Source organism: Pseudomonas sp. URIL14HWK12:I12 (genome assembly GCF_003097135.1).
GTDB lineage: Bacteria > Pseudomonadota > Gammaproteobacteria > Pseudomonadales > Pseudomonadaceae > Aquipseudomonas.
Genome location: NZ_QEQL01000003.1, coordinates 21,807 through 40,639 on the forward strand (window position 1 = coordinate 21,807; position 18,833 = coordinate 40,639).

Consider the following 18,833-nt stretch of genomic DNA (forward strand, 5'->3'; position numbering starts at 1 on the left):
ATCAATGTGACATCGCGGCGCGGATTGTTTAGGATGACGCGCAATTGGTCAATAGTTTGTCGCCTGCGTAGTAAGCTAATTAATAGTCGAAATATTGGCGCCATTTAAATATATAAATTGAACTTGCGCTCCCTCTGAAGTGGCCTTGATGTGTGGCCAGTCGTAAGGAAGCGGCCCAGACGGTTATCCCCGGAGAAGTCCCCATGAGCAGCGTTGTCGCCATCGTCAAAAGCATTGTTGGCCAGGTTGTCGCAGTGTCCCCGGAGGGGATCAAACGTGTGCTGGTCGAGGGCGATCGCCTGTTTGCAGGGGAGCAAATCGAAACGGGCGCAGCCGGTGCGGTAACCCTGCAGCTTCAGGATGGGCGCATGCTCGACCTCGGCCGCGATAGCCTGTGGAGTGCCGCTGCACCCACGCGTGTGGAGGCCAGCCATGACACCGAGCTGGCCAGCAGTGTGCAGGCCACTTCCGTAGAGGACCTGCAAAAGGCGATCGCCGCTGGCGCCGACCCGACCCAGGCCCTGGAAGCGACTGCCGCCGGCAACGATGCCGGTGATACGGGCGGCACCGGCGGGGGTAGCCACACCGTAGTGATGCTCAGTGAGACGGGCGGCGCGGTTGACCCGACCGTAGGCTTCCAGACCGCCGGCCTCGATGGCCGCGAGCGCCTGAGTGCCGAGCAGACCGATACCACGCCCGTACGGCCTTCCACGCTGACCCTCAGTGCAACGTCTTCGATCACCGAAGAGGGCGGCGTGCTCACCTATACCGCAACCCTGACGCAGGCGCCGCTGAGCCCGCTGACGGTGACCCTGTCCAACGGGGCGGTCATTGTCATCGGTGCTGGCCAGACCACCGGCTCGGTCAGTGTGCCGATGGCTAATGAAAACACCCCCTACATCGATGCCCACAACGTCAACGTAACCGTTGCCGGCACCAGTGGCGGCGCGGGCCTGGCGGTTACCGTCGACCCGACACCGGCCACCACCCAAGTCACCGATACGCTGGACACCAGCTATGTGTCGATCAGCGGCTCGGCCTCGGTCAAGGAGGGTGCCGGCGCCACCTACACCCTGAGCATCACCGACGGCAATAATCAGCCGCTGGTGGCCAAAACCGACGTGACCGTTACGGTCAAATACAGCGGCACCGCTGATGGCCAGGATTTCACCGGTGAAACCCAAGTGGTGATCAAGGCCGGCTCATCTTCTGCGCAACTGGCGGTTTCGGCGCTCAACGACAAGCTGATCGAAGGCACCGAGCATCTGGTGGTGACCATCGATAACGTCTCGCCGGCCACCGGTGCGCGGGCCGGCGACTTCGAGCAACTGGCCATCGACCCGCAGCGCAACAGCGTCGACACCAGCATCGTCGACCAGACTGCACCCACGGCTACCGGCTCGGGCGATACGCCGATCCAAGGCCGCGAAGACACGGCCGTCAACCTGACCTGGGACAGCTTCAACGTCCAGAAGGGCAGCAGCAACGCTGACCTGGGCGTGCGCATCGACAGCGTACCGAGCAACGGCACCCTGGTGCTGACCGTAGGCGGTGTGGAAACCACCCTCAAGGCCGGTGACATCGTTACCCAGGCACAGTTGGCCAATGGCACGCTGGTGTTCACCCCGGCAGCCGACCAAGCCAGCAGCCCGGCCGACAGCTCGCTGTTCGGCTCGGTCCAGTTCACTGCGCTGAACAACGCAAGCTCCAGCGAGCCAGTCGCCGGCCAGCAGGCCCGGATCGACTTCGCCATCGCAGCCGTGGCCGATGCGCCAACCATTGGTATCGAACACCCTGGCGCGGCGCCGGGCCTGACCCTGCAACAGTGGGCCGGCCTGGGCCTGGGCAACAACGGCGGCGGTATCGACCCCAACACGGTGCGCGAGGCGATCAACAAAACCACCCAGCCCACCGAGAGCAAGGTGATCGACGGCTTCCACCAAGTGGCTGTGGATGCCGGCACTGCGAGCAAGGTCTCTGGTGTGATCTACCTGGAAGCCGGCAAGACCTACACCTTCACCGCCGGTGGTGACGACAGCATGGTGCTCAGCGTCGGTGGCAAAGACATCGGCAGCAACACCTGGAATGGCGGCCGCGATACGCAGTTCAGCGGTGACTTCACCCCTAGCGCCAGTGGCTTCTACAGTGTCGAAGGCTATCAATACAACGCTGACGGCCCGGGCTACTTCGATGTCAACGTCTCGGTCAACGGCGCACCGGCCACCAGCCTCGCCGACAGCGGCCTGCCTCTGTACCCCAGCGCCGGCGCGGCGCAGGCGGCCAACACCAGCGCCCTGGTGATTGCTGCGGGTAACGAAGGCAAGAACATCGACATCGGCGGTTACGATGTCAGTTTCAAGGATCAGGACGGCTCCGAAACCCACACCATTACCCTGAGCGGCCTGCAGGCCGGGCAGACCATCAGTGACGGCACCCACAGTGTGATCGTGGGTGCGGGCCAGAGCAGCGTCGACGTCAGCGACTGGGCACTGTCGAAGCTGACCTTCAACGCTGGTGATCACGTGTCGGGCAGCTACACCCTGACCCTGACCGGCACTGCGGTGGAAAAAACCAACCAGGACAGCGCCTCTACCAGCGTGCAGATCAACGTGCTGGTCAACGCCGTTGCCGACGCGCCCGCCATTGCGGCCAATCGTAGCGTCGAGGGGTTCGAAGACAAGCCCATCGCCCTGGGCACGCTGGCGGCCTATGCCGACAACGACGGCTCTGAGAGCCACACTACGGTGCTCAGTGGCAACGCGCTGGTCAAAGGCGCGCAACTGACCGATGGCACGCACAGCGTCACCATCGACGGCCAGACCTCGCTGGATGTCAGCGGCTGGGACCTCAGCGCCATCCGCTACCAGGCCCCTCAGGATGCCAGCGGCACGTTCACCCTGACCGTCACCGGCACTTCCCAGGAAGCGTCGAATAACGCGGCCAGCAGCAGTGTCGGCACCGTCACCATCAATGTCGCGCCGGTCACCGACATCCCGACCCTGTCGCTGGGCGATCGTGCCTGGGCGATCAGCACCAACTTCGACAGCATCGGCTCTTCGCTGAACGTGCCCGTGGCCGCGATCGGTAACGGCGAATGGACCACCGGCAACAACGGCGCCCAGGTCGAGATCCAGAGCGGCAGGGCCTTCGGCCTGCCGACCGATACGCACGTGATCGAGCTGGAGCGCAATCGAGGCGATGCCAGCGACCTCAGCACCAAGGTCACCAACACGGTCGCCAACAGCGTCTACACCCTGAATTTCGACTATTCACCGCGCAGCGGCAGCTTGGGCAACGATTCCGAAATCAAGGTGATGTGGGACGGCAAGGTCGTCGCTACGCTCAATTCCAGCCAGCTCGGCCTGCAGCACTACAGCCTGGTGCTGCCGACCAATGCCGGCGGCGACAAGACCCTGACCTTCGTGGCCAGCGACCAGAACTCCGTGGGCGGTGTGCTTGGCAATATCTCCCTGAGCACGGCCAACAACACTGGCGTACAAGGCGCCCAGATCGCCTTGCAGCCGATCACCGCACACACCAACGACATCGACGGCTCCGAGTCGCTGAAGGTCATGATCAGCGGCCTGCCTGAAGGGGCGACCCTGCGTTCGGGCAATGACGTATTTGTCGCCAGCGCCGGCAACACCTCGGTGGACGTCGCTAGCTGGAACCTCGCCACGCTGACCTACCAGGCCCCGTCCGGTGCCTCTGCCGGCGATGTGCAGCTGACCGTCACCGCCATCGCCCAGGACGGCACCGCCGCACCCGAGGCGGTCAGCACCCCGCTGACCGTGCACGTGCTGCCCAATGCCGATGCCCCGGTAATCGTGCTGCAAACCGCAGGCGTGACCGAGAACTTGGCCGTGGAGCATCAGGTCGTCGGCAACTTCAGCACCTTCGACGCCAACGGCGATGCGGTCACCGTGCGCTTCACCCCTGGCAGCGCAGGCACTGACGCCTCTGGCAACAACACCTACTACCAAGTCGTCGGCAATACCGTGCAGCTCACGCAGGCCGGTGCCGATTACGTCAACCTGGGTAATAAGCTGCCGCAAATCGGCCTGACCGTGACCGATTCGAGCCTGCTCACCGGCAACACCACCGGTACGCCAGCGACCACCTTGGTCAACGACGCGCCCGTGGTCACCGACGCCGACAGCGTGTTCCAGGAAAACCACGCACCGGTCGCGCTGGTCAGCCAGGTGAGCATCACCGACGAAGACAGCGCCAACCTGAGCAACGCCACCATCACCGTCAGCAATGCCGCCAGCACTGACGTGATCGCCTTCCCGGGGGCCAATGGCACCTTCGAAGGCATCAGTTACAGCCAGTCGTTCGCCAACGGCACCTGGACCCTTCAACTGAGCGGTGAGGCTTCCAAAAGCGCCTATCAGAGCCTGATCAGCCAACTGACCTTCAGCACCGGTGACCAGCACCCGCCGAGCACCGAGCCGCGCCAGGTCAGCGTCAGCGTCACCGACGCAGGGGGCGATGGCCTGCCTGCCGTCAGCACCGCCCAGCCTGCTGTCAGCACCATCGAAGTGCAGCAGCAGGTCACCTTGCAGTTGGTCGCCAATGCGCCTGCCGATGCCAAGGAAGGTGACCCGATCACCTATACCGTCAAGCTGGTCGACAGCATCGGCAACCCGGTGGTGGCGACCCAGCCGATCCACGTCACGCTGGAAAAAGGCGGTGACCTGGTGATCCCGGCCGGGGCCAGCAGCTCTGCCCCGAGCCAGCCGGTGGCTGCGCCTGACGACATGTACGAAGGCGGCAACGTTGCCGAGAACCACATCGTCAGCAACGATGCGCCGCAGCCGAACCTGAAGGTCGACGGCCAGGTCAATACTGCCGTGGCCGATGACGGCGATGTGACCACCGTGACCCTGACCACAGAGCCGAGCGTGAAGGAGGGCGAGACCGCTACCTTCACCCTTCAATTGAGCAACGCTGAAGGCGCGGCGACCCGTAACGAAACCACCGTGACCCTGAGCTACTCGGGCAAGGCAGCGGACGGCTCGGACTTCACTGGCGTGACCAGCGTGAAGGTGCCAGCTGGCGTCACCTCATTCCCGATCGAGCTGCCGATCAAGGCCGATGGCCTGATTGAAGGCGCCGAGACGCTGACGGTGAAGGTCACCGGCGTGACCGGCTCGGGCTACGAGAGCGTTGACTATTCCGCCGCTCAAGCCACCACGACCATCGTCGACGGCGACAAGCCTGCGGTGGCAGCCAATGAAGTCGAAGGGGACGAAGCGACCCCGCTGACCCTCAACTGGGCCGATTTCAATGTCAGCGGCCAGGCTCAGGATGCCTCCGCGTGGACCGTGAAGGTCACCACGCTGCCCACCAATGGCGTGCTGGCGCTGGGCGGTACCGCCGTGGCCGCAGGCCAAGTGATCAGTAAACAAGACATCGATAGCGGCAAGCTGACCTTCACGCCCAATGCGCACGAGTCCGGCAGCCCTGACTACAGTGACAGCAGCAGCGAAGGCGATCAGAAGTCGCATTACGACTCACTGACCTTCGAGGCCAGCAACAACGGGCAGAGCAGTGGCAGCGCCACCCTGCTGCTGGACGTCAACCCTATCGCCAACGCCCCGACCTTGGGCGTAGCGCTGCCGGACGCAGCCCCCACTGGCTTCAACAAAGTGACCTGGCAGGTCAGCTCGGCCGACTACAACACCCTGGGCCACGGCGGCGACGGGGCTAACCCTCAAACGCTGGTAAACACGCTGCGTACCCCGCCCAGCGATGCGCCTGTGCAGCACTTGAGCGGTGTGCCGGCAATCGACAGCGCAGGCAACGTCGGCCAGCAGACTGCAACCAAATACTTTGGCCTGGTGTATCTGGAAGCCGGCAAAGCCTACGCGTTCGGTGGCACGGCCGACGACAGCCTGGCCGTGGTCATCGGTGGCAAAACCGTCGCCTCGGCGCAGTGGAACTCGGTGGTCGATGGCCAGAACGGCGGGATCAGCGGCAGCTTCACGCCACAGGCCAGCGGCTATTACGAAGTGGACATCTACCACTTCAACCAGAATGGCCCAGGCAGCTACAACCTTACCGTGGCGGTCGACGGTGGCCCGGCCAAGAGCCTGGCCGACAGCGGCCTGCAGACCTACACCGGCGCCGACCAGCTCGGCGACAGCGCCGCGCATCACGTGTTGAACAACGGCGAGGGTTATTACACCGTCAGCACCGTTAACCATGGCCTGGAACATCAGTGGATCAAGCTGAGCAACCTGTCGGCTACCTTCGTCGACAACGATGGCTCTGAAATCCACAAGGTCAGCCTCTCCGGCGTGCCGGAAGGCACCATCCTCAAGGCCTTCGACACCGCAGGCGGCGAGCACCTGATGACGTCCGACGGCAAGACGCCGCTGGACCTCACCGGCATGGACCTGAACAGCCTGAGCCTGCTGACCAAGCCAGGCCAGGCCGGCAGCTTCGAGCTGACCCTGGGCGGTACCGCTCAGGAGAATGTCAGCCCAGTGGTCGCCCAAGGCCAGAGCCAGAGCTTTACCGTGGTGGTGGATGCCATCAACCACGCGCCAAGCATCAGCATCACGTCCACCACGCCAGTGGCCGAGCATTCGGCCCAGGCCGGCCAGGGCGTGGCGACCTACACCGCCACCGACCCTGACAACCAGGCGCCTGTCGTTACCCTTACCAACAACGACAAGGGTTACTACGCCATCAAAGACGGCCAGGTCGTGCTGACCCAGGCCGGTGCCGACTGGGTGAACGCCGGTAACACGCTGCCGGATATCAACCTGCATGCCGCCGACGCAATGGACCCTTCGCTTGGCGCCGACGCCAACGCGGCCGTCATCACCACCCTGGTAAACGACGCCCCGCTGGTCAGCGATGCCGCCAGCGTCAACTTCACCGAGAAGCAGGCCGCCGTGGCGCTGTTCGATGGCCTGGCCATCAAGGACAGCGACAACAGCACCCTGGACCACGCCACGATCACCCTCAAAGGCTTCCAGCCTGGGGATGCGTTCAGCTCCAGCTACACCAACGGCGCAGCCCTGCAGCCTTCTGGCAACGTGACCGTCGATGGTGAGCAGATCAGTTACCAGACTGTCGTGCAGAACGGCGCGATGGTGGTGACCCTGACCGGCCCGGCATCGATCGACGCGTTCCAGAAACTACTGGGCTCGGTCCAGTTCTCGGTACCCGGCGATGCGCCGAACACCGCAGCGCGCAGCGTCGAGCTGACGGTGACTGACATCGGCACCCCGGGTGGCGACGGCTCGGACAAGGCCACTTCGCTGGTGGCCAAGACTGACGTGACCGTCACGGCCGTCAACGACGCGCCGGTGGCCAACGATGACCCTAGCCTGGTCAGCGGCCTGAAAGGCCAGTACTTCAGCTGGAGCGACGCGGCGCAGGGCGCCAACCTCTCCACCGTGGCCCAGGCGGTCAAGTACATTGCCGGTAACAACCCGACCGCGACCTTCAACGCCACTCAGATCGACTTCGGTAGCGTTGCGCAAACCCGCGTGACCAACGACCTCGGCCGTGCCGACAGCTCCAGCGATAACCTCAGCAAGTTCCTCGGCGTGAACGTGGCAGGCGTCACGGCGCACGCCACTGACCTGAGCAGCACCCACACCAGCAGCTCGGACGCCATCCTCAAGCTGACCGGCGTCGTTACGCTGGATGCCGGTAACTACACGCTCAAGGTCACAGCTGATGACGGTTACCAGATCCTGATCGATGGCAAGCAGGTGGCGGTGTTCGATGCCAACACCTCGTCGCGCAGCGACACCTTCGACTTCAACGTCGCCGGCAGCGGCGCCCATGACATCCAGATCATCTATTGGGATCAGGGTGGCAGCGCCAACCTCACCGTTCAAGTGAAGTCGGCCACTGGCAGCTATGCGGTACTGGGCAGCAATGCCTACCCGCTGAGCTACAACCCGCTGAGCACCACCGAAAGCCAGGCACTGACGATCAAGGCAAGCACCTTGCTGGCCAACGACACCGACGTGGATACCGCACACGATCAGCTGAAGATCGTCGGCGTGAGCAGCAACGTGGTCGATGCCAGCGGCAACGTGGTCGGCACGGCTGTGCTCAGCGCCGATCAGCAGGCGGTGCTGTTCACCCCGAACAAGACCTTCGTGGGCGACGCGAGCTTCACCTACACCCTGAGCGACGGTGACAAGACCGCTGCTACAGACGGCAAGGTAACGGTGCACGTGGCAGCGGCCGCTCAGCCGACCATCGCCATCGCGCCGGTGAGCATCACCGAGCATGCGATGAAGGCCAATGAAACCGTCGCAACCTACAAGACCTTCGATGGCGACACCCTCGCCAGTGACCTGAAAGTCGCCTTTGCCGACGGCAGCAACACCAATGGCTATTACCAGCTCAGTGGCAACAAGGTCGTCCTGACCGCTGCCGGCGCGGCGTATGCCAATGCGGGCAATACACTGCCGAATGTGAGCCTGGTGGTGAGCGACGATCTGCACACCGGTACTGACACCAAGGCGCCGACGGTCACGCTGACCAATGCCGCACCGACGGTGGAAATCAGCAGCCTGTCGCCAGCGCCCCACGCGCCGAAAGCGGGCGATGCCGTTGCCACCTACCTGGGCAAGGATCAGGACGGGGACAAAGTTTCGGTCAGCCTCAAGTCGGGCAGCGATTCGGCCAAGTACTATCAGCTGGCCAGCGATGGCGTAACCGTCACGTTGACCCAGGCCGGTGTCGACTATTACAACGCACACAAAGGGGCACTGCCCCTGCTGGAGCTGACGGCCTTCGACGGCCGTGCTGCTGGCAACGGTAGCGGTACGCCGACCCTGGCCAACCAGGCGCCGGAACTTACGGTTACCCCGCTCGACTCGCAGCCGCATAACGCAGCCGTGGGCACCGTGGTGGCCAGCTACAGCGCCAGCGACAAAGACGCAGGCGATACCGGCAAGCTGGCCGTAAGCATCAAGGCCAACGCCGACGGCGTGGCCTACTACAGCCTCGACACCGCTGGCCAGAAGATCACCCTGACCCAGGCCGGTGTGGACTACTACAACAGCCACAACGGCACCCTGCCGGGCGTGACCCTGGTGGCCGACGATGGCCGTGCGACCGGTGAAGGTTCGGCGACCCCGAGCCTGACCCTGAGCAACGCCGCGCCGGCCCTGACGCTGACCGCCAACCACCTCACCCAGCATGCGCCTGCCGCAGGCGAAGCCGTGGCCAAATACAGCGCCAACGACGCAGACGGCGACACGCTGGCCGTAGCGTTCAAGGCTGGCAGCAATAGCAACGGCTACTATGCGTTGGACACCGCCAACAACGCAGTGACCCTGACCGCCCAGGGCGTGGCGTACTACACGAGCCACAAAGGTGAACTGCCGCCGATTACCCTGACGGTGACCGATGGCCGTGCGACCGCCGAGGCGACAGACACACCGACCCTGGCCAACCAGGCGCCGGAAGTCACCGTTACCCCGCTCGACTCGCAGCCGCACAACGCAGCCGTGGGCACCGTGGTGGCCAGCTACAGCGCCAGCGACAAGGACGCAGGCGATACCGGCAAGCTGGCCGTAAGCATCAAGGCTAACGCCGACGGCGTGGCCTACTACAGCCTCGACACCGCTGGCCAGAAGATCACCCTGACCCAGGCCGGTGTGGACTACTACAACAGCCACAACGGCACCCTGCCGGGCGTGACCCTGGTGGCCGATGATGGCCGTGCGACCGGTGAAGGCTCGGCGACCCCGAGCCTGACCCTGAGCAACAACCCGCCTGTTGCCAACGATGACTACCTGGTTCAGGGCGGCCTGAAGGCCGAGTTCTACAACTACCAGGAAAACAGCGGCCAAGGCCGCCCGAACCTGACCAGCGTGTCTCAGGTGCTGGCATGGATCGCTGGCAATAACCCCAACGCCACGTTCAATGCCAACAAGATCGACTTCGGCAGCGTCAGCGACAACCTGGGCCACTACAACAGCTCGACCAACAGCCTGGTCAAGTTCCTGACCAATAACTCGTCGGCCAACCAGGGCAATTACGACAGCCTCACCGGCAACCAGATCGACTCTTCCGATGCGATCCTGAACATGACCGGCCAGGTGCAGCTCAACGCCGGCACCTATGCACTGCGCGTCACCGCTGACGATGGCTACATGGTGCTGGTCGACGGCAAGCTGGCGGCTGTCTATGACGGCATCACTTCGCGGGCGGTCAACGACTTCAGTTTCTCGGTGGCCAATTCCGGGCTGCACGATATCCAGGTCGTCTACTGGGACCAAGGCGGCAACGCGGCGCTCAAGATAGAGCTGGGCAGCAGCCTGAGCAGCTTGAAAGTGCTCGGTGACACCAGCTCGCCGCTGAGCCATAACCTGCTGACCGTCAGCGAAAACCTGCACAGTGACAATCCACACAGCCTGACCATCAAGGCCGCGGACCTGCTGAAGAACGACACCGACGCCGACCGAGGCGATGTGCTGAGCATTCGTTCGGTGCATGACGGGCAGCACGGCACCGTGGCACTGGATGCCAACGGCAACGTGATCTTCACGCCGGAAGCAGGTTACTCGGGCCCTGCGACCTTCACCTACACCCTGTGGGATCAGCGCACCAACAGCGCCACCGACGCAACAGTGACCGTTCAGGTGACCCCCGTCGCACCGGCGCTGGACCTGGACAGCGGCGTTGTCGGCACTGGCCATGCGGTCAGCTATGTGGCCAACCACGATGGCGTGTCGGTCAGCGACAAGGCGACCATCACCCTGGATGACGCCGGTATCAAGGGCGCAACCATCGCTATCAACAATGCGCAGGTGGGTGACCACTTGAGCGTGGGTAGCCTGCCCGGCGGTGTGACGGCCGTGCTGTCGGCCGACGGGAGCCAGGTCGTGCTCAGCGGTGTCGCAACCGCTGCGCAGTATCAGGATGCGATCAAGGCCATCACTTTCAGCAACACGGCTGATGTGACCAGTTCCAGCACTCGCACGATTTCCGTGACCGTGCAGGATGTGTTCGGCACAGCGTCGAACCAGGCGACCACCACCGTATCGGTAGCCAAGTCGGTCTACACCTACACCGACGGCTCGCCTAATGCCGATACGCTCAACGGCACTGGCAACAACGACATCATCGTGGGTGACAAGGCCCAGAGCACGGTAACCCCGGCCAAGGATGCCAATGTGGCGTTCATCGTCGATGTGTCCGGCAGCATGCGCGGCAAGTACACCCAGGAGCAGGATGCCCTGGTGGCAGCGATCAAGCAGTTGCGTAACGACATGACGTCGAGCCAGACCATCAAGGTCGGCATCGTCACCTTCTCCGACCATGCGCTGGACTCCACCCTCGTGCTCACCAAGAACATGACGGACAGCCAGATCAGCACTGCCGTGGCCAATGCCACGAACAACTCCACCAAGGGCGGCAATACCAACTACGAAGAAGCCTTCAAGGATACGGCGAACTGGTTCATCAACAACGGCACGGCCGGGGCGGTCAACCAGACCTTCTTCATCACCGACGGCCAGCCCAACCGCTACCTGATCAACGAAGGTACTGCTTCTGGCGGCAACGCGACATGGGTTGCCGACGGCCATGGCGGCTATCAGTTGGCCAACGAAGTCTCCGCTTACAGCGGCCTGGCCAGCAACACCCAAGAGGGCTGGAACTTGCTCGTGGCTCAGTCGCCAACCGTCAATGCCGTTGGCCTGAGCACCGACCAGAACCAGGGCACTGACCTCAGCTCGCTGAACAACTACGACACCAGCGGCCACGCTGCGCTGAACGTGACACTGGACAACCTGTCCAGCGTCATCGCCAGCAAGACCGTGACCGCACAGCCGGCCAGTGATGTGATCAACGGCGGGGAGGGCAACGACATCCTCTTCGGCGACACGATCTTCTTCAACGGCATCAACCCGGCCGATGGCCTGGGCACGTCGGTGATCAAGGCGTACGTGACCGAGAAGGCCGGCCACACCGCGTCCGACTCGGAGATCTACACCTACATCAAGGGCCACCTGGGCGAGTTCAACCTGGGCAACAGCGGTGGTGACGATACCCTCAACGGCGGCAATGGCAATGACATCCTGTTCGGCCAGGCGGGCAATGACACCCTCAACGGCGGTAACGGCGATGACATCCTGATCGGCGGCAAGGGCAACGACATCCTCACCGGCGGCGCGGGTGCCGATACCTTCATGTGGCTGCGTGGTGACCTCAACGTCGACACCACCGACAGCAAAGGCGCCGTCACTCAGAAGGGCGCCGACGTGATCACCGACTTCAGCAAGGCTCAGGGCGACACCATCGACCTGACCGACCTGCTCAAGGACCACGCCGACGACCTCACCGCCAACCTGGGCAAATACCTGCAGATCGCCAAGGACAGCAGCGGCACCACCGAGCTGTTGATCAGCACCACCGGCAAGCTCACCGCCGCGGCCACCACCTCTGCCAACGACGTGCAGAAGGCGACCACTGCCAACGAAAGCCAGGCCGACGTGACGATCAAGGTACAGGGCGACGGTGCCAGCTGGGCAAGCAACTCGCTGGCGCAGCTGATTCACGACAGCACCATCAAGGTTGACCATCACTGATGCGACCCTCGCCCGGCCTTGATGGCCGGGCGATTATCGCCACATTGGTTCAAGCTGTATCATCCGGCCGGCGGCTGGCCTATCCTTCGCGGGCGGCCTATCGCTGGCCGGTTTTTTGAGGGCAAGGCTCATGTTTTACGTACAGCGTGACGAACACGGCAAACTGTCGCGAGTCGAGGCCGAGGCCTTTGCCGAAGCGACCGATACGTTGCCGGCAGACAATGTAGAGATCCAGGAATGGTTCACCAGCCAGACTGCGGTGCGCAGCCTCGAACAGCTGCGCCAGAGCGACCTGGAGATGATCCGTGTGCTTGACGACCTGATCCAGCTACTGGTGGAAAAAGGCGTAATCACTGTCACCGACCTGCCTCAGGCCGCCCTGGCCAAGCTGACCGGCCGCACTCAGGCGCGCGAGTCACTGGGCAGTGCCTCGGCGCGGTTGATCAATGATGAAGAGGCCCCGTTGATCTGAAACGGGCCCGCCGCCTCGCCGGCTGGTGCGTGCCTCTTCGGGTCGCCTAACGAAGCAACCCGAATACGCCCACCGCCGCCTTGCGCACCCGATCCATCTCGCGGCTGATCGAGAACTCCCCCGCCTCCCGGCGCCGCCGCCCCAGCTGCACATTCACGGCATTGGCATACTGTTCTTGCACCCGCTCGACCAGCTCTGCCAGGTTGAACGGCGGCCGATGCGCTGGCAGTGCGATAGCCACCATCCCCGGTAGGGCCAGCAGCTGTTCATTCCAGGCTTTGGCTTCGGCCACCGCGCGGGCCACTGTGCTGCCGTCAGTCAGGGAGAACGGCTCTTGCCAACTCCCGGCGGGGACCAACCGATCGACCTGGTTCAGTACGCCAATCAACACCGGAGGCGAGGCTTCGGGGTGCTCGGCGAACCAGGTGTCCAGCTCCCGGCGAAACGCCTGGTCGAGCCCCCGGGCGGGCTGGTTGGCTTTCAGGACCCACAGCACCAGGTCGCATTGGCGCACCTGCTCGAACACCACGTCATGTACCTTCTTGCTGCCGTCGAGCCCTGGCAGGTCGATCAGGCGCAAGTCCGGGGCGCCCTCTATGGCACAGGCATGCACCGTGACCCCGTCGGTAGCGGGTAATGCGCTGACCTCAGCCTTCAGGCTGTCGCTCAGTGCATTGACCAGCGATGACTTGCCAGCCCCGACCTGCCCCAGCAGCCCGATGCGTACCGGGTCCAGGTCAGGTGCCTGGCGCTGCTGATCTTTTTCAGTCACGCGCCCGGGCTTGAGCTGGTCGTCATCGATACGGAAATGGCCGCCGTAGAGGTCGATAGCTGCGCGCAGCACTTCCAGCAGCAACAACTGCCTGAGGCGGTTCTGCAGTTCGGTGCTCAGGCCGCCGAATACCTCGCCGCGCAGCTGGGTGAGCATCTCGGCGAGTACGCCCTGAGGCGAAAACATCCGCAGGGCGCGGTACCCCTTGAACACTTTCATCGCCAGTGGGCCGTAGCGTTCGACCTGGTCATTGAGGTTCATCAGGGTTGAAAGCCGGATATGCTCAACGCCAGGTACATGGGCCTGAAGCACCTGCCGATAGCGGCGGCTGACCTGTTCGCAGATAGCCAGTACTTCAGGCGCGGTAAACGCCCATTGGGCGTAGCGAGCGTCATCGTGATAGCGGCCTGCGACCTCACGCACCAGCGCCAGGGCATGATGGGGGAGGGCTTGCCAAGCGGGCTCCTGCTCGAGCAAGCCGGAAACCACCGGCAACATTTCACGCTGGAGCGTGCGGTCACGCTCGCGCCAGTAGTCGGGCACTGTGGCCTCGGCTTCAAGGGCATGTTCTACCGCGGGCGCCAAGGTCTGCCTGACCTTGCGCCGCGCCAGCAACAGGCCGAGGCTCGACAGCATGGTGCACACCAGCAGAATGCCGATGAACAGCAGCCAGTGGCCGTCGCTGACCACGCTGTACACGCCAAAACCCGACAACACGCCAACGGGTATCACCAAGGACAGCAGCGCGTAGGGCACCGCACGGTCAGACAACCGCGCCAATGCGCCGAGGGCCCTAACGGCTTTTTTCATCGCGAGCCACCGGCACAATGTGATCGAACGCCTGCTTGAAGCGTGCGCGCAGTTCTTCAGATGTGATCGGCTCGCCACGCTTGAGCCGGTAGAAATACATGCACGCCGCTCGCCCCAGCGCATAGGTGAAGCAGTAACTGGCTACCGCAGCGGAGGCCCCGCCGATCGTCTGCCCCCACCCCGGGATGAGCTTGGTCAATTGCCGCAGGCCCAGGCGCGAGGCGTACTGCACACCGAAGCCGGTGCCCATGGCGGCGGCGAATTCGCTGAGCAGGCGGCGGGTGTACTCCAAGCCGTATTGGTTCGCCAGGCTGTGCAGCATTTTCAATTGCACCGTCGGCACGGCCACCAAACCTACCGCAGGTATGGCATCACAGGCGCCGGCCGCGCCGGCGTACCACATCACCTCACGCTTGAGCTCGCCGAAATTACGCTCCTCGGCATCGCTATGGCCCTGGTTGCGGAACAGCTCAAGGATGATCGGCAGGCGCTCACCGAGTTTGTCCTTGAGCGTCTCCAGGTTGGCAGGGGCGCCGTCGGGGCCGTTGAAGTCCACCGCCACGCTGTCGAGCGGGCCCCAGACGGCCTCGACCTGCTGCTGGTTATGGGCAATGCACCGCTGGCGCTGCGTTGGGTCTTGGACTTGGTAAATGCCGGTGTGCACCAGCAGTGCTTCGCGAATACGCCCCGAACGCTTGATCTGTTTGAGTGCCTTGAGCACCTGCGATTGCTCGGAGTCTTCGGCTTTCATCACCACCAACAATGCGTGGCTGGCACTTTCGCAGTTGGCGATGTCCGCGCTGGGGTCGTAGTCGGCCTCGGCCAGGCCGCGGGTGTCCATGAAGGCCAGCACGGGCGTCTCGGCCGGGTAGTCGTATTGCTCGGCAGTAAGCGTGCAGGGGCGAAAGCCTGAGCCGACCTCGACACGGTCCAGCCCGGTCAGCGCGCGGATCAGCGACGACTTGCCCGCGCCGGTCTTGCCCAGCAGCCACACCGTGGGCAATTGCTGGGCGCTGCGCTCGAACGCCGTCTGCAATGCAGGGTTCGCTTCTGGGTTCAGGCGCTTGTACAGCTGATCGAAAACGTTCATTCGGGGGCCTGTTGGGTGGGCTCTTTGGCTTAGGCAGGCGGGGCCGAAAAAAAGTCCGCAACCGGGCCTGCGGCAATCTGACACGCATGGTCATCGGAACTGTTTGACGCCGATCAAGTCGGCCCGGCCGCTCAGGGGGAAAATCTTCCCAAAACCCGAGTATCCCGACATGGCTTCGCACCTGGCCTTCCTCAAGCACCCCCTTGCCCGGGAGATAACGCTGATCCTGCTGATCAAGCTCGCCTTGATCATGGGTATCCGCAGCCTCTGGTTCAGCACGCCGGACACCGTGACCGGCCATACCCAGCCTGTCGCCCAGCACTTGCTGGGCACCTCTTCCGCACCTCCCGAGAAACCAAAAGATGATCTCTGAATCGGTTGTCGACCTTTCGCGATTACAGTTCGCCATGACGGCGCTGTATCACTTTCTGTTCGTGCCGCTCACCCTGGGCATGGCCTTCCTGCTGGCAATCATGGAGTCGGTCTACGTACTGACGGGCAAGCAGGTGTACAAGGACATGGTCCGCTTCTGGGGCAAGCTGTTCGGCATCAACTTCGCCCTGGGCGTTACCACTGGGCTGACCATGGAGTTCCAGTTCGGCACCAACTGGGCCTATTACAGCCACTACGTGGGCGACATTTTCGGCGCGCCGCTGGCGATCGAAGGGCTGATGGCATTCTTCCTCGAATCGACCTTCATCGGCCTGTTCTTCTTCGGCTGGGACCGCCTGAGCAAGGTGCAGCACCTGGCCGTGACCTGGCTGGTGGCGCTGGGCTCGAACCTCTCGGCCTTGTGGATCCTGATCGCTAACGGCTGGATGCAGAACCCGGTGGGTGCCGAGTTCAATTTCACCACCATGCGCATGGAGCTCACCAGCTTTGCCGACCTGATCTTCAACCCGGTCGCGCAGGTCAAGTTCGTGCATACGGTGGCCTCCGGCTACGTTACTGGGGCGATCTTCGTGCTGGCGATTTCCAGCTGGTACTTGCTCAAGGGGCGCGATATCGGCTTCGCCCGGCGTTCTTTCGCCATCGCCTCGGCCTTCGGCATGGCCTCGATCCTGTCGGTGATCATCCTGGGGGATGAATCGGGCTACGAAATCGGGGATGTGCAAAAGACCAAGCTGGCCGCGATCGAAGCTGAATGGCACACCGAGCCTGCGCCGGCGGCGTTCACCCTGTTCGGCTTCCCCAACCAGCAAACCCAGCGTACCGACTATGCGGTGAAGATCCCCTACCTGATGGGCATCATCGCTACGCGCTCGGTGGACAAACAGGTCACCGGTATCAAAGACCTGATCGTCGAGCACGAACAGCGCATCCGCAACGGTATGGTCGCCTACAGCCTGCTCACCCAGCTGCGCGCCGGCGACCACAGTGACGCTACCCGCAGCGCCTTCGACCAGGTCAAAGGTGACCTGGGCTATGGCCTGCTGCTGAAGAAATACACCGAGCATGTCACCGATGCCAGCGACAGCCAGATCAAGCAGGCCGCGCAGGATTCGATCCCCCACGTCGCCTCGATCTTCTGGACCTTCCGCCTGATGGTGCTCAGCGGCTTTCTCATGCTGTTGCTGTTCGTGTGCGCCTTCTACGCCTCGGCCCGCAAGAACGAGTGGAAGAAACCCTGGCTGCTCAAATGGGCGCTGTTCAGCCTGCCCCTGCCGTGGGTCGCCACCCAGACCGGCTGGTTCGTCGCGGAGCACGGCCGCCAGCCTTGGTCGATCGGCGAAGTGCTGCCTACGCACTTGTCGGCTTCGAGCGTTTCCAGCGGTGACGTCTGGGGCTCGCTGCTGGCGCTGATCGCCTTCTACACCGTGCTGCTGGTGGTGGAAATGTACCTGATGATCAAGTTCGCCCGCCTGGGCCCAAGCAGCCTGCACACCGGCCGCTACCACTTCGAGCAGGGTGAGCGCACTGCCGCACCTATGACTGGCCAGCCGGTCTCGGCCTGAGGAGTTGAACATGTTCGATTATGAAACGCTGAAACTGGTCTGGTGGGTGCTGGTCGGCGTGCTGCTGATCGGTTTCGCGCTGACCGATGGCTTCGACCTGGGCGCGGCCATGCTGATGCCGGTGGTCGGCCGCACCGACAATGAACGCCGCGTGGTGATCAACACCATCGCGCCGCATTGGGACGGTAACCAGGTGTGGCTCATCACAGCCGGGGGCGCCCTGTTCGCCGCCTGGCCGCTGGTGTATTCGGCCGCCTTCTCTGGCTTTTACTGGGCGCTGTTGCTGGTGCTGTTCGCGTTGTTCGTACGCCCGGTGGGCTTTGACTACCGCAGCAAGCTGGAAAACACCCGCTGGCGCAGCACCTGGGACTGGGCGTTGTTCGCCGGTGCCATCGTGCCTTCGCTGGTGTTTGGCGTGGCCTTCGGCAACCTGTTGCAGGGCGTGCCGTTCCAGTTCGATGACACCCTGCGCGCCAGCTACCAGGGCAACTTCTGGCAGTTGCTCAACCCCTTCGGCCTGCTGGCAGGCGTCGTAAGCTTGAGCATGCTGGCCTTGCACGGCGGCAGTTGGCTGATGATGCGTACTGAAGGCGCCATCGGCGAGCGCGCCCGGCGCGCGACCTTCTGGCTGGCGCTGGGGTTCCTGGTGGCTTTCGGTACAGCAGGCGCCTGGCTGGCGCTGGGCAGCATTCAGGGGCTGGTGATCACCTCAACTTTCGACCCGGCGGCGGCGCTCAACCCGCTGGCCAAGACCGTCGAAGCCGGTAACCCAGGCTGGACCGCCAACTACCGCAGCTACCCGATCACCGCCCTGGCGCCCTTGGTAGGCATGCTCGGCGGCCTGCTGGCGTTCGTTGCTGCCGGGCTGGGGCGCAGCCGTGTGGCATTTCTGGGCAGCAGCCTGGCCATCGCCGGTGTGATCTGCACCGCAGGTTTCGCGCTGTTCCCCTTCGTGATGCCTTCGAGCCTGGACCCTGCATCGAGCCTGACCGTCTGGGATGCGGTATCCAGCCGTACCACCCTGGTGATCATGACCTGTGCGGCTGCGATCTTCGTGCCGATCATCCTGGCCTACACCTCGTGGTGCTACATGAAGATGTGGGGCAAGGTCACCACCGCGCACATCGACGGCAACCCACACGGCCTGTATTGAGAG

General features: G+C 63.5%; 7 protein-coding genes. 5 read left to right on the forward strand and 2 right to left on the reverse strand.

Annotated features, from left to right (window positions below; genetic code table 11):
- Positions 1-203: 203 nt before the first annotated feature.
- Both F474_RS10255 and F474_RS10260 read left to right on the forward strand, forming a co-directional pair.
- Positions 204-12,578: a retention module-containing protein gene (locus F474_RS10255; RefSeq protein ID WP_116562242.1), complete on the forward strand. Its 12,375-nt coding sequence runs from the start codon at positions 204-206 to the stop codon at positions 12,576-12,578.
- A gap of 130 nt (positions 12,579-12,708) precedes the next feature.
- Entirely contained in the window at positions 12,709-13,050 is a 342-nt protein-coding gene (locus tag F474_RS10260; protein ID WP_097084309.1) for a tryptophan synthase subunit beta, read from the forward strand.
- A gap of 46 nt (positions 13,051-13,096) precedes the next feature.
- On the opposite strand, the gene F474_RS10265 is transcribed toward F474_RS10260, so the two are convergent.
- Together F474_RS10265 and F474_RS10270 are read right to left on the reverse strand one after the other, a co-directional pair.
- A complete protein-coding gene (locus tag F474_RS10265; protein WP_097084310.1) occupies positions 13,097-14,632 on the reverse strand; it encodes a GTPase family protein in 1,536 nt (511 codons plus the stop codon).
- Positions 14,616-15,722 (reverse strand): YcjF family protein, encoded by a 1,107-nt coding sequence (locus tag F474_RS10270; protein WP_097084311.1) that lies wholly within the window; start codon positions 15,720-15,722, stop codon positions 14,616-14,618. The genes F474_RS10265 and F474_RS10270 overlap by 17 nt, the downstream gene beginning before the upstream one ends.
- A 169-nt stretch (positions 15,723-15,891) precedes the next feature.
- On the opposite strand from F474_RS10270, the gene cydP reads away from it, so the two are divergent.
- From cydP to cydB, 3 genes are read left to right on the forward strand one after another with little or no spacing between them, the layout of a single operon-like run.
- Positions 15,892-16,095: a cytochrome oxidase putative small subunit CydP gene (cydP, locus tag F474_RS10275; RefSeq protein WP_097084312.1), complete on the forward strand. Its 204-nt coding sequence runs from the start codon at positions 15,892-15,894 to the stop codon at positions 16,093-16,095.
- Positions 16,085-17,677 (forward strand): cytochrome ubiquinol oxidase subunit I, encoded by a 1,593-nt coding sequence (locus tag F474_RS10280; protein ID WP_097084313.1) that lies wholly within the window; start codon positions 16,085-16,087, stop codon positions 17,675-17,677. The genes cydP and F474_RS10280 overlap by 11 nt, the downstream gene beginning before the upstream one ends.
- A gap of 10 nt (positions 17,678-17,687) precedes the next feature.
- Positions 17,688-18,830: a cytochrome d ubiquinol oxidase subunit II gene (gene cydB, locus F474_RS10285; protein WP_097084314.1), complete on the forward strand. Its 1,143-nt coding sequence runs from the start codon at positions 17,688-17,690 to the stop codon at positions 18,828-18,830.
- Positions 18,831-18,833 lie beyond the last annotated feature (3 nt).

Bases quoted from the DNA above. Each gene is read 5' to 3' on its own strand.
- F474_RS10255 (WP_116562242.1), top strand. From the start codon at position 204: ATGAGCAGCGTTGTCGCCATCGTCAAAAGCATTGTTGGCCAGGTTGTC.
- F474_RS10260 (WP_097084309.1), top strand. From the start codon at position 12,709: ATGTTTTACGTACAGCGTGACGAACACGGCAAACTGTCGCGAGTCGAG.
- F474_RS10265 (WP_097084310.1), bottom strand. From the start codon at position 14,632: ATGAAAAAAGCCGTTAGGGCCCTCGGCGCATTGGCGCGGTTGTCTGAC.
- F474_RS10270 (WP_097084311.1), bottom strand. From the start codon at position 15,722: ATGAACGTTTTCGATCAGCTGTACAAGCGCCTGAACCCAGAAGCGAAC.
- cydP (WP_097084312.1), top strand. From the start codon at position 15,892: ATGGCTTCGCACCTGGCCTTCCTCAAGCACCCCCTTGCCCGGGAGATA.
- F474_RS10280 (WP_097084313.1), top strand. From the start codon at position 16,085: ATGATCTCTGAATCGGTTGTCGACCTTTCGCGATTACAGTTCGCCATG.
- cydB (WP_097084314.1), top strand. From the start codon at position 17,688: ATGTTCGATTATGAAACGCTGAAACTGGTCTGGTGGGTGCTGGTCGGC.